General features: G+C 33.0%; 9 protein-coding genes. 6 read left to right on the top strand and 3 right to left on the bottom strand.

The genetic code is table 11. From position 1 onward, the window contains the following. The first annotated feature begins 130 nt into the window (after positions 1-130). The 3 genes from QLQ96_RS08480 (at position 131) to QLQ96_RS08470 (ending at position 3,406) form a co-directional block, all read left to right on the top strand. Positions 131-562: a DUF1573 domain-containing protein gene (locus QLQ96_RS08480; protein WP_223709533.1), complete on the top strand. Its 432-nt coding sequence runs from the start codon at positions 131-133 to the stop codon at positions 560-562. Between the two features lie 75 nt (positions 563-637). After that, entirely contained in the window at positions 638-1,174 is a 537-nt protein-coding gene (locus QLQ96_RS08475; RefSeq protein ID WP_482496264.1) for an RNA methyltransferase, read from the top strand. Between the two features lie 42 nt (positions 1,175-1,216). Continuing rightward, positions 1,217-3,406: an Ig-like domain-containing protein gene (locus tag QLQ96_RS08470; protein WP_482496263.1), complete on the top strand. Its 2,190-nt coding sequence runs from the start codon at positions 1,217-1,219 to the stop codon at positions 3,404-3,406. Between the two features lie 102 nt (positions 3,407-3,508). Here the strand turns inward: QLQ96_RS08470 and folK are convergent, their stop codons facing one another. Then, complete coding sequence (folK, locus tag QLQ96_RS08465) at positions 3,509-4,642, bottom strand: 2-amino-4-hydroxy-6-hydroxymethyldihydropteridine diphosphokinase (RefSeq protein WP_482496262.1); 1,134 nt, start codon at positions 4,640-4,642, stop codon at positions 3,509-3,511. A gap of 138 nt (positions 4,643-4,780) precedes the next feature. Here folK and sppA point away from each other — a divergent pair, with 138 nt between their 5' ends. The 3 genes from sppA to QLQ96_RS08450 all read left to right on the top strand — a co-directional run bounded on the left by sppA (position 4,781) and on the right by QLQ96_RS08450 (position 10,277). Further along, positions 4,781-6,538, top strand: a complete 1,758-nt coding sequence (gene sppA / locus QLQ96_RS08460; RefSeq protein WP_482496261.1) for a signal peptide peptidase SppA — start codon at positions 4,781-4,783, stop codon at positions 6,536-6,538. A gap of 10 nt (positions 6,539-6,548) precedes the next feature. After that, positions 6,549-7,496 (top strand): alpha/beta hydrolase family protein, encoded by a 948-nt coding sequence (locus tag QLQ96_RS08455; protein WP_482496260.1) that lies wholly within the window; start codon positions 6,549-6,551, stop codon positions 7,494-7,496. Positions 7,497-7,673: 177 nt separating this feature from the next. Then, on the top strand, positions 7,674-10,277 hold the full coding sequence (locus QLQ96_RS08450) for an AsmA family protein (protein ID WP_482496259.1): 2,604 nt from the start codon (positions 7,674-7,676) through the stop codon (positions 10,275-10,277). Between the two features lie 147 nt (positions 10,278-10,424). On the opposite strand, the gene QLQ96_RS08445 is transcribed toward QLQ96_RS08450, so the two are convergent. Continuing rightward, a complete protein-coding gene (locus QLQ96_RS08445; RefSeq protein WP_482496258.1) occupies positions 10,425-11,507 on the bottom strand; it encodes a glycosyltransferase family 9 protein in 1,083 nt (360 codons plus the stop codon). 247 nt (positions 11,508-11,754) lie between these two features. After that, positions 11,755-12,549 carry a DUF2797 domain-containing protein gene (locus QLQ96_RS08440; RefSeq protein ID WP_482496940.1) on the bottom strand — a complete coding sequence of 265 codons (795 nt, stop codon included), beginning with the start codon at positions 12,547-12,549 and terminating at the stop codon, positions 11,755-11,757. Positions 12,550-12,757: the final 208 nt, after the last annotated feature.

Here is a 12,757-nt window from a genome sequence, read left to right as displayed (position 1 = left end):
GACAGCGAATTTATGATTTTTTGAAAGAATATCGAAAGCTTCAAAAATTAAAATATTTTTAAGATATTTTTAGGTTGTGATTTAAGATTTTTACATAGCTTTGTTTATCATTTAAAAAAAGACCCTTAAGATGAAAAAAATAATTTTATTCGCTATGTTAGCTGTTGCTGGTATCACGGCTACTAATGCACAAACAACTAAAAAAGCTAAAGCAACTAAAGTTGCTAAAGTTGAAGGAGCTGGAATGGCTTTTGAAACTGAAACTATTGATTACGGAACTATCGCTCACAATGCTGACGGTAAACGTGAGTTCGTTTTTGTAAACAACGGAACTAAACCATTAATCATTACAAACACTCAAGGATCTTGCGGATGTACTGTTCCAACTACTCCAAAAGAGCCAATCGCTCCAGGAGCTAAAGGTGTTATTGGTGTAAAATATGCTACAGACAGAGTTGGTGCTTTTACAAAAACTGTAACTGTAACTTCTAATGCTGAAGGGCAACCAACAAAAATCCTTACTATTAAAGGTACTGTTTTACCAGATCCAGTAAAAAGCTAATCTGAAAAACATTTAAAATAATCAAAAAGCTTCCTTATCTTTGGAAGCTTTTTTTATGACTACAATTCAAAAACAATGAGAAAACTCGAAAACAGCGAACTAGACCGCAAATCAATTGAAGATTTTAAAAAATCGGAGAAAACACCTTTAATATTAGTTTTAGACGATATTAGAAGTCTGCACAATATTGGTTCTGTTTTTAGAACTGCTGATGCGTTTTTGATTGAAAAAATAATTTTATGCGGTATTACTGCAACTCCTCCAAACAAAGAAATTCATAAAACTGCTCTTGGCGCAACTGAAACTGTTGCTTGGGAACATCACGAAAGTGTTTTAGAAGTTATCGAAAACCTAAAGAAAGAAAATGTTCTTACAATGGCCATTGAACAAGTTGAAAGTTCCGTTTTTCTTCAAGATTTTAAGATTGAAAAAGACCAGAAATATGCTTTGGTTTTTGGAAATGAAGTTTACGGAGTCTCGCAAGAAGCCGTTGCAATTTGTGATGGATGCATCGAAATTCCTCAACTCGGAACAAAGCACTCGCTTAACATTTCTGTAAGCGCCGGAATTGTAGTTTGGGATTTATTTCAGAAATTAAACTGGCCTGAATAAAAATTAATTTTTTTATTATCAATTAATTGATATTTTTAGCAAATGAAAAATATCAATTTAACAACTATTTCTCTTTTATTTTTCGTTTTAAGTTTTAATTTTTCTAATGCAAATGAAAATTTAAAAACTTTTAACAAAAAAAACACATACATCTCAAAGCCATCTATAAAGCAAAAAGCCAAAAAAGAAAACAAAACTAATTTTGTAATTGATCCACCAAAACTTGCTGCAAAAGGAGATCAGCTTTACTGTCCGCAAACATCACTCAATATTGTAACTGATTTTACTATTGATCATGACCTTGCCGAAAACGGAACTGAGGCAATTCATATTCAGATTTCTTCAGGATATTCAAATGGTTTTGACAAACTCGAACTCTTAAATACCACCTCACACCCAACTATTACCAAAAATTGGGATGTTACGGCTGGAAAACTAACATTATATAATCCAACAGGAGCCAATGTTTCATATTCTGAACTTGTTGACGCCGTTAAGGATGTTGTTTTTTCAAATTCCTCTGCTACAGCTTTTGGCATCAGAACATTTTCTATAACAATGGGCAAGGCCAATTATTTACCTTCTACGCAGCATTACTATGAATACGTTCCAAGCATTGCCATTACGTGGACAGCCGCGCGAGATGCTGCAGCCGCTCGTACTTATTACGGTCTTAAAGGATATTTAGCAACAATTCTATCTGCCGATGAAGCAAAATTAATTGGCGAACAAGCATCAGGAACTGGATGGATTGGAGGAAGTGATGCCGAAACAGAAGGTATTTGGAAATGGGTTACTGGTCCTGAAGCAGGAAGAATTTTTTGGAACGGAAACGCAAATGGCTCGACGCCAAATTTTGCTTTTTGGAATACAAACGAACCTAATCAGCAAGGCGATGAAGATTATGCACACATTACTCAACCAGGTGCTGGAATAAGAGGTTCTTGGAATGATTTATCAAACACTGGAGATGCTACAGGTAATTATCAGCCAAAAGGATATATTGTTGAATATGGAGGAATGCCTGGTGAGGCTCCGTTAGAAATTGCTACCAGCACTAAAATCACAATTCCTGTGGCAATACCAGCTATTAACCCGACTCCCGTTTGTGATTCTGGAAGTTTTACTCTGAATGCAATAGCAACAGTTGGGGCAACAATTAGATGGTTTGATGCTGCAGTTGGCGGTAATCAATTAGGAACTGGCACATCGTATACTACACCAATATTAACTGCAACTACAACTTATTATGCAGATGCCGGTTGCGAATCAAACCGTAAATCAGTAACTGCAACTGTAAACACAACTCCCTCAACTCCTATTGCAGAACAAACTACTTATACTAAATGTGGTTCAGGAACTTTAACCATTAAAGCCTCTTCAAATATTGGCTCTATTAACTGGTATGCTTCATCAGCAGGAGGACAAAGCCTTTTTATGGGATCGGCTTTTACAACTCCAACAATTTCTTCAAATACAACTTATTATGCCGAGGCATCAAATGATAGATGTGTAAACCCAACTAGAACTCCAATAAATATTGTAATCTATACGCCTCCAGCTGTTACTGACGAGACTTTACCTTTGTGCCAATTTCAGAATATAACATTGGATGCAGGAATATCTGGCATGACTTATCTATGGTCAAATAACAATGAAAACACTCAGACTATTACAGTTAACAAAAGCGGCACCTATACCGTTGCTGTTACGAGTCCGTCACCTGAAAATTGCACAAGCATAAAAACAATCATTGTCGAAGAGCACAAAGTTCCGCAGATTGAACGCATTGATGTGGAAGGAACGAGAGCTATAATTTATCCCGTAAAAGCGGAAGATTATTTTGAATATTCTGTAGATGGCGTTAATTTTCAAGATTCTACGACATTTTACAATGTTCCTGGAGGATTGCAGACAGCTTATGCACGAGAAAAAAACGGATGCGGAGGTACAGCCAAACAATTTGTAGTCCTTGTTTTTCCGGCCTTTTTTACTCCAAACAATGATACTTACAACGATGTCTGGGAAGTAACCGGAATGGAAAATTATCCTCAAGCAGTAGTTACCATTTTTGATCGTTACGGAAAACTTATTGCTCAATTAAGTCGCTTCAAAATGAGTTGGGATGGCACTTTAAATCAAGTTCCGCTTCCTGCTTCAGATTATTGGTATGCTTTAAAAGTAGATGACTCAATGCCAGTTTTAAGAGGGCATTTTACATTAAAAAGATAAATCTTAATGTGTCAATATGTCAATATGCCAATTTGATAATTAGATAATCCTAAACAACGTATTTAGAGAATTCTCTAATTGGCATATTTTCTCATTATCACATCAACCAAGCTTCTTCTTGATCTCATTCATTATATAAAGATAATCTTCGTGTTTTTTTACAAAATCGCGATCAGAAACGTCAATTATTAAAACATTTAAATCGGTTTGAGTTTTAATATATTCCAAATAGCCGTTATTGATTTTTTCTAAATAATCCGATTCAATATTCTGTTCATAAATACGTCCGCGCTTTTTAATGTTTTGCAAAAGCCTTTCGGTATTCTGATACAAATAAATATACAAATCTGGTTTTGGCATCTCTTTGTAAATAATATCAAATAGATTTCTGTACAAACGATATTCATCTTCTGCAAGCGTTATTTTTGCAAAAATCAGCGATTTAAAGATATGATAATCGGCAACTATAAAATCTTTAAACAAATCAAATTGCGCCAAATCATCCGCCAATTGCTGATAACGATCGGCTAAAAAAGACATTTCCAACGGAAACGCATATCGGTTTTGATCTTTGTAAAACTTTGGCAGAAACGGATTATCTGCAAATCTTTCTAAAATTGTTTTTCCGTTAAAATCTTCCGCTATTTTATGTACTAAAGTAGTTTTTCCAGCTCCAATATTGCCTTCAAAAGCAACATAATTAAATTGATTCAGCGAAATTTCACTAATTGGACTTTTCAAATCTTGCACAATCGTACATATACTTTCGTCAGGAGTAACTGCAATTAGTTCCGGAATTGTCTTTTGTAGAATCGGATGTTTCCAATTTAACTTTAAATCCTTCATTGGAAGCAATACAAAATTCCTGTTTTGCATTAGCGGATGCGGAACTTGCAGTTTTTCGGTATTGATTATTTCATTATCAAAAGCAATCAAATCAACGTCAATAATTCTAGATTGATATCCTTCTTGGTTCAAGCGGATTCTTCCTAATTCTTTTTCGACTTTTAAAATTTGACTGAGTATTTTCGGTGCAGATGAATTGGTGTGCAAAAGAAGCGCACAATTATAAAAAGCATCACTCTCAAAACCCCAAGCCGGAGTTTCGTAAAGTTTTGAAACCTGAATAACAGTCCCAACATTTTGGTGTATTAAATCAATACAATTTTGAATGTTTTCTAGTCTGCTGCCTTGGTTGCTGCCTATCGATAAAACGACTTGATGCTGTAATTTCATAATTAATGCAAATTAACTAAAACTATTTTAGAATTAACCAATATATTTGTGAAACGACGTCTCAAATCCAATCCTAAATTTAGATGTCTAGTTTGTAACATTTTGCCCTTTTTCGCTACTTATTAAAAAAATATACATATGAAGTTTTTAGGAAATGTAATTGCCACAGTAATCGGTATTTTTGTTTTTATCATGCTCTTCTTTTTTGGAGTTATCTTTATCGGAGTTGTTTTTGGCGGAGACGATAGCGTTTCTGTTAAATCTGATTCGGTTATTGAATTGAATTTAAAAGAAATTAAAAATGATTATGCAGGGAAATATAAAGATCCTTGGGTAACTCGTTTTTCTGACCAAAAAGGCATTGGTTTAACTGATGTAATTAATGCTATTGAAGCGGCAAAAACAGACGATAACATCAAAGGAATTTCGATCTTAAATGATCAATCTTCTCTTGGTTTGGCGCAGTATAAAGATTTGAGAAACGCTTTGGAAAGCTTCAAAAAATCAGGAAAATATATTTGGGCTTATGCCAATACGTATTCTCAAAAAGAATATTATTTAAATTCTGTTGCCAATACTATTTATCTGAACCCTGCTGGAGATTTAGATTTTAAAGGTCTTTCTTCTGAAATCATGTTTTTCAAAGATTTTCAAGATAAATCTGGAATTCATATGGAAGTAATTCGACACGGAAAATATAAAAGTGCCGTTGAGCCTTTCTTAGAAAATAAAATGAGCGATGCTAATAGAGAACAGATTACAGCACTTTTAAATTCTATTTGGGCAACTGTTTCTGCAGATATTTCAAAAAGCAGAAATATTCCTCTTCCTAAATTGAACGAAATTGCAAACGGTCTTTTAGCAAGAACTCCAGAAATGGCGAAACAACAGCATTTAGTAGATATTGTGGCATACGAAGACGTTTATCACGATGCCATTAGAAAAGTGCTAAAAGTAGATAAAGACGAAGATTACAACAAAATTTCGATTTCAGATTATACTCAAAATCATGTTACAACAGCTTTAGCCGATACTTCAAGCGATCAGATTGCTATTATTTACGCTCAAGGCGAAATTGGAAGCGGTGAAGGCGACGTAAATACGATTGGAGAAGGCTCTATGCGACGTTCTTTGCAAGAAGCTAGAAAAAATGAAGATGTAAAAGCTATCGTTCTTAGAATTGACAGTCCTGGCGGAAGCGCGCTGACTTCTGATTTAATCTGGAGAGAAATCGAAATTACTAAAAAAGTTAAACCTGTAGTAGTTTCTATGGGGAATTACGCAGCTTCTGGCGGTTATTATATTGCTTGCAACGCTAATAAAATTTTTGCTGAAAACAACACTATTACAGGATCTATTGGAGTTTTCGGACTGTTGCCAAATTTCAGTCCATTGGCTAACAAATTAGGAATTAATTCTGAACAAGTTAAAACTCACGAGAATTCAGCAAATTACAGTCCATTTTTGCCTGTTGATGAAAAATTCAAAGCTTTTACTTTAGAAGGAGTTGAAACAATCTACAACACTTTTGTAACTCACGTTGCGGAAGGCCGTAAAATGACTTTCGCACAAGTCGATTCAATCGCACAAGGTAGAGTTTGGTCTGGAACTGAAGCTTTAAAAATTGGTTTAGTCGATAAAATCGGAGGATTGAATGATGCCATTGCTGAAGCGGCTAAAATTGCTAAACTAAAAAAATACAGCACTCAAAATTATCCTGAATACGAAAAAACGTTAAATGACTTGCTTGGAAATCTTCCTTTTGCAAAATCAAAAGAAGCTTTCATAAAAGAAGAAATCGGTGAAGAAAATTATCTTCTTATCGAACAGGTTAAAAAATTCCAGAAACAAAAAGGAGTGCAAGCAATATTGCCTTACGGAATCAATATTTATTAATTGAATCAAGATGAACAAAGTAATTCTTTTTTTAACGGTTTTGTTTTGGAGCTTTATAAATGCTCAAACTACAAAAGAAATCACTTTTAAGGAAACTCCAGCTACATTAAAGATAAACAACGATCAAATTTTTGGCACGCTGACAACTCCAGATTTGACCAAAAAATTTCCGGTTGCTTTAATTATTGCAGGTTCTGGCCCAACGGATAGAAACGGAAATAATCCGATGATGAAAAACAATTCATTAAAAATGTTGGCTGAAGCTTTGGCAAAACACGGAATTGCATCTTTACGATATGATAAAAGAGCTATTGGAGAAAGCAAAGCCGCAGGCGGATCTGAAAGCAGTCTGGTTTTTGAAAATTATATTCAAGATGCCAAAAGCTGGATTAATTACTTGAAACAAGACAAACATTTTTCTAAAATAATCATTATCGGCCACAGCGAAGGTTCTTTGATCGGAATGGTTGCCAGTACAAAAGCAGACAAATTCGTTTCTATTGCAGGTGCAGGCGAACCAGCAGATCAGATCCTAAAAACACAGATCGGCGCAAAATCGATGAAACAGCTTAACGATCTGACTTTTCCGATTATTGATAGTTTAAAAAACGGATTCCAGGTTAAAAAAGTTGATCCAATGCTGAACTCTCTTTTCAGACCAAGCATTCAGCCTTATTTAATTTCTTGGTTCAAATACAATCCGCAGACAGAAATACAAAAGCTTACTATTCCTGTTTTAATATTGCAAGGAAACAATGATATTCAGATTGCTGTAAAAGATGCCGAGAATTTAAAACAAGCGAATAAAAATGCAGATTTGCAGATTATCGACAAGATGAATCATATTATGAAAATTATCGACGGCAATCCAGAAGCTAATTTAGCGAGTTACAGTAATGAAACACTTCCTATTTCAGAAGTTATGGTTGAGAAAATAATATCATTTATTCAGAAATAATAAAATAAATTCAGTTAAAAATCCGTTTTGAAAGTATTTCACAACGGATTTTTTCTATTTAATAGTTTTAATAAAATTCTTACAAAATTAAGAAAACTTTATATGCAAGCTGTAGTAAAAAAAACTATTTTTGCAAGAGTTGATTTTTAAACCTTAAACCCTCAAATCTATTAATATATGCTAAAAAAAGTTTTAAAAATAAGCGCCATAGTTCTTGTGGTGTTTGTTGCGGCATTATTTGCCATTCCGTTTTTATTTAAAGACCAAATTAAGGCTAAAATCGTCGAAGCTATCAATGAAAGTGTTGATGCCAAAGTAAGTTTTGCAGATGCCGATTTAAGTTTATTTAAAAATTTTCCGAATGCAACGGTTGGAATCGAGAAATTGGTTATCATCAACAAAGCTCCCTTTGAAGGCGATACATTAGTTTCTTTAGGTGAATTGAATTTAAAAATGAGTGTAAAAGAACTTTTCAAAGGAAAAGATGAGCCTTTAAGCATTCAAGGAATTAGTTCTACAAACGGATTAATCAATATTATTTTCAATAAAGATGGTGTCGGAAACTTCGATATTGCTTTAAAAGACAAAAAAGAAGACAAGAAAGACGAAGCAAGCAAACCACTTGCGTTGAAAATCCAAAAATATAAAATTGAGAATTTTACTTTTAGATACATCGATCAAGGTTCTAAAATTAAAATGGTAATTGACAGTTTAAACCACGAAGGAACTGGAGATTTTACCAACTCAAAATTAGATTTGACAACAAAATCTACTGCAAAAGTTTCATTAGACATGGATAAAATGAATTACATGAAAAATGTAAAACTAACTTTAGACGCAGTTCTTGGAATTGATTTAGAGAAGAGCAAATATACTTTCAAAGAGAACAAAGCTTTAATCAATCAATTGCCTTTGGAGTTTGACGGATTTATTCAAATGGCTGAAAAAGCTCAGATTTACGATTTGAAATTCAAAACTCCTACTTCATCGTTTACCAATTTCTTAGGTTTAATTCCTTCGGCATACGCATCTAGCCTAGAAGGCGTAAAAACGACTGGAGATTTTACGGTAAATGGTTTTGCAAAAGGGGAACTGACAGATACAACTGTTCCTAAATTCAAAATCGAAATTGCATCAAACAATTCTTCTTTCCAATATCCTAACCTACCAAAATCGGTTCAGAATATTGTCATTGATACTAAAATCATCAACGAAACGGGAATCTTGAATGATACTTATGTAAATCTAGATAAGTTATCTTTTAAAATTGATCAAGATGTTTTTAGCGCTAAAGCGAATATTAAAAACATAACTGTAAATCCGATTGTCGATGCGGCTTTAAAAGGAACAATCAACTTGGCTAATCTTTCAAAAGCATATCCTATTAAATTGGACAAGCCTTTGGCTGGTATTTTAAAAGCTGACGTTACAACGAATTTTGATATGGCTTCTGTAGAAAAAAGCGAATATCAAAACATCAAAAACGCTGGTACAATGAGTCTGTCTGGATTTAAATATACTGACGAAAACAATAAATCGATGAACATCAGCACAGCGTTGGTTGAATTCAATCCGAGTAAAATCAACTTAAAACAATTTGATGCTACAACTGGAAGAAGTGATATAAGCATCAATGGAGTTTTAGAGAATTTCTATGGTTTTATGTTTAAAAAACAAGAACTTAAAGGGAATTTCAACATGAGCTCGAAACAATTGGCGGTTGATGATTTTATGACTTCTGGCGAACCTGCAAAAGCAGAAACAAAAACTGCAGCAAAGCCAGCGGAAGCAATGAAGATTCCAGCTTTCTTAAACTGCACTTTAAATGCTAAAGCAACGACAGTTTTATACGATAATTTAAAACTTCAAGATGTTGCTGGAACATTGATTATTAAAGACGAGAAAGCAACTCTTCAAAACTTTAAAACAAATATTTTTGGCGGATCAATTGGTCTTAATGGAGCTGTTTCTACAAAAGAAAAAGTACCAACTTTTGATATGAACTTAGGCTTCAATCAAGTTGATATTGCACAGACTTTTACCCAATTGGAAATGATGAAAAAAATTGCGCCAATTGCTGGAATCATTAACGGAAAATTAAATTCGACTATCAAATTGAATGGTAATTTGGATGCTAAAGAATTGACTCCAGATCTTAAATCAATTTCAGGAGATTTGTTAGGACAATTGCTATCGACTACTGTAAATGCCAAAAACTCTACTGTTTTAAATTCGCTTACTTCAAATGTTAAGTTTCTTGATCTAAACAAATTGAATCTAAACGATTTGAAAATGGCATTGACATTTGACAACGGAAAGGTAAATGTAAAACCATTTGATATTAAATATCAAGACATTAAAGCTACAATTGGCGGAACTCACGGTTTTGACCAAAATATGAATTATACAATTAAACTTGATGTTCCTGCTAAATATTTAGGAACTGAAGCAAACAATTTAATTGCAAAATTATCTCCTGCTGATGCTGCAAAATTGGAGAATATTCCAATTAATGCTTTAATGACTGGTAACTTTTCAAATCCGAAAATCAGTACAGATATGAAAGCTGCTGTAAGCAATTTAACTACACAATTGGTTAATCAGCAAAAAGAAAAACTGACTCAAAAAGGAACTTCAGCACTTACTGATTTGATCAACAAAAACACAAAAGCAAAAGATACTACTCAGGCTGCTAAAACTGAGAAAGAGCAAAAAACTCAAGAAGTAACTAAAAAAGCTAATGATTTGTTGAATGGATTGTTTAAGAAGAAGAATCCATAATAAGATACTAAGTGACTAAGATGCTAAGATCCTGAGTTATTTAAAAGCTTAGGATCTCAGAAACTTAGAAACTTAGAAACTTAGAAACTTAGAAACTTAGAAACTTAACAAAAAAATCCTGTTCGAAAAGAACAGGATTTTTTTGTTTTATATTGCTTTTGAATAACTATTTAGTCTACCGTTATTCAAAATAGAATTTATCGTTTTTATGTATTCTTTTTGCTTGTACACATTCACATCTATTCCAATGCTGCTGTTATCGTAAGGCTCGTATTTTTTCAAATTAGACACTGAAAACAGCCCAAAAGTTGGTGTGTGTACCGAACTCGATAAATGCATAATTCCACTATCGGCACCAATAAACAAATCGGCATTTGCAATAACAGATCCTATTTCTCGAATATCTTTACTGTAAAATGTCGGTGCTTTAAATCCAATTTGCGACACATTTTCTACAGGCAAAATCTCAACAATATTATAATCTTTATATTCGGCAGTAAGTTGAGAATAGAACTTTTCCCACCACTCTTCTGAAAGACATTTTGTACCTGTTGCATAAGTGAAAATACAAATCGTTTTTTTATTGTTATTTGTAAGATCTCCTAATATTTTTCTTCCTTCTGCAATTTCAGAGGCAGTTAATTTAAGGTCTAAAGGAGCAATTATTTTATTGCTGTTTGTTGGCATTCTCAGTTTTGACAAATAATTTCGAAAATTATAAACCGGATACTTTGCAATATGTTCAAAATCACTTTTATGTTCTGTTGTCTCTTCATTTGAATCACCAAAAAACTTGTATTTGGCGTTTGAAAATTGAACCGCTAATCGCCCCGAAGATGAATTTTGATCTACATTAATCGCTAAATCATAAGGCGTTCTCTTTAACGAAATCCAAACTTTTGAATAAGCCAGCAAACTTTTAAATGGCTTTTTAGGCAAATGAATTATTTTGTCAACAACGTCGTATTTTTCAAAAATAATTGGAGCTAGTGTTCCCTTTACAAATAAATCAATTTTACAATTTGGAAACATTTCAGACACTTCCTGAACAAGCGGAGTAATCAATAAAAGGTTTCCTAGCCTTCCATTTGGTCTACAGATCAGAACTCTTTTGATTTCGCTTTTATCGACCAAAATAAAATCGTCCTGCATATTTGCTTTTCCAACATTCTTAGTCAGATTACGCATTATGCTACGTCTGTGTACATTTATTTTACTTAAAACACTCATTTATGGAATAATTTACTGATTATATAAATCTTAATTAATTTAGAAATAGTGGCAGTTTCAAATGTACCTTCTTTTATATTCTAAAAATAAATTCTTCCAATAAGCATTTGTTACAAAATTGTAATCAAATGTATCATTATTTACATCCTTCTGTTTTTGGAATTGAGTTAAAATTACAACAAATTATCATGTAATTAACAAATTAATAGATAGTTAGCTAATAAATATCGACTAACCCTAGAATAACCTAGACATTTATTGAAACCACGTAACCTTCAGATCCACGAATATTAAAGACAGTTCCGTTTTCAAACAATAAATACTGCCCTTTAATTCCAGTTAATTTTCCGCTGAAAGAAGGTGTTTTATCTAAATTCAAACTATTCACTTTTGCAGGATAGCTCAAAACAGGATATTGAAGTTCATAAAGATCATTTTTTTCAGCATAAAAATAATCTCTGGCTTCTGCCGGAATCAAACTTTCAATTTTAGCTTTTTCTGCAATTAAATCAAAATTTTCAACAGAATTCTGCAGCATTTTTCTCCAATTGGTTTTGTCTGTATAGTAATCTTTTAATGCAACTTCAGTTATTCCTGCCAAATATCGGTTTGGAACCTCAACAATTGCAATGGCTTGAGAAGCACCTTGATCAATCCAACGAGTTGGAACCTGGGTTTTACGAGTTACTCCTACTTTTATTTCACAAGCCGAAGCCAAATATACAATGTGTGGCTGCAACTGAGCTTTTGATTCATATTCTAAATCTCTATCTGCAATACCCAAATGTGCTGTGCTCAATTCTGGCCTCATAATCCAATCTCCAACTGCGGGACTTGAATAAAAACACTCGTAACAAAAACCTTGTCGGTATATTTTTTTCTTTTTACCGCAATTCAAACATTGACAGCCTACAAAATTGATTTCAATTTCTTTATCTAATAATTGATTAACATTTAGAAAACTATCTTCAAAGACCAAATAATATTGAATTGGACTTCCAAGTTCTGTTTGCATTTTTGTCAGTACGCCTTGATATTGCATTTGTATTTTATTTATAATTGCTGATTTAAAATTTATCAAAAGATTATTTTTTTGTGTTAAATTCTACTTATCAGGTAGAATCTTTACTTCAAATCGAATTGTTTTTTGCAAAAAAATATTATTTTTGATATGAAGACAAAGTTACTATTTGTCTCTCGATATTCAAATTTTAAGTTTTTAGTTTTACTATAGATTGTGAGATTTAAAA

The sequence above is a fragment of the Flavobacterium sp. B167r genome (assembly GCF_056824315.1).
Note: the sequence above shows the minus strand (reverse complement) of the source record. Positions and strands in the feature narration are given on the sequence as shown.

Coding starts and splice junctions, on each gene's coding strand:
- QLQ96_RS08480 (WP_223709533.1), top strand. CDS start 131: ATGAAAAAAATAATTTTATTCGCTATGTTAGCTGTTGCTGGTATCACG.
- QLQ96_RS08475 (WP_482496264.1), top strand. CDS start 638: ATGAGAAAACTCGAAAACAGCGAACTAGACCGCAAATCAATTGAAGAT.
- QLQ96_RS08470 (WP_482496263.1), top strand. CDS start 1,217: ATGAAAAATATCAATTTAACAACTATTTCTCTTTTATTTTTCGTTTTA.
- folK (WP_482496262.1), bottom strand. CDS start 4,642: ATGAAATTACAGCATCAAGTCGTTTTATCGATAGGCAGCAACCAAGGC.
- sppA (WP_482496261.1), top strand. CDS start 4,781: ATGAAGTTTTTAGGAAATGTAATTGCCACAGTAATCGGTATTTTTGTT.
- QLQ96_RS08455 (WP_482496260.1), top strand. CDS start 6,549: ATGAACAAAGTAATTCTTTTTTTAACGGTTTTGTTTTGGAGCTTTATA.
- QLQ96_RS08450 (WP_482496259.1), top strand. CDS start 7,674: ATGCTAAAAAAAGTTTTAAAAATAAGCGCCATAGTTCTTGTGGTGTTT.
- QLQ96_RS08445 (WP_482496258.1), bottom strand. CDS start 11,507: ATGAGTGTTTTAAGTAAAATAAATGTACACAGACGTAGCATAATGCGT.
- QLQ96_RS08440 (WP_482496940.1), bottom strand. CDS start 12,549: ATGCAATATCAAGGCGTACTGACAAAAATGCAAACAGAACTTGGAAGT.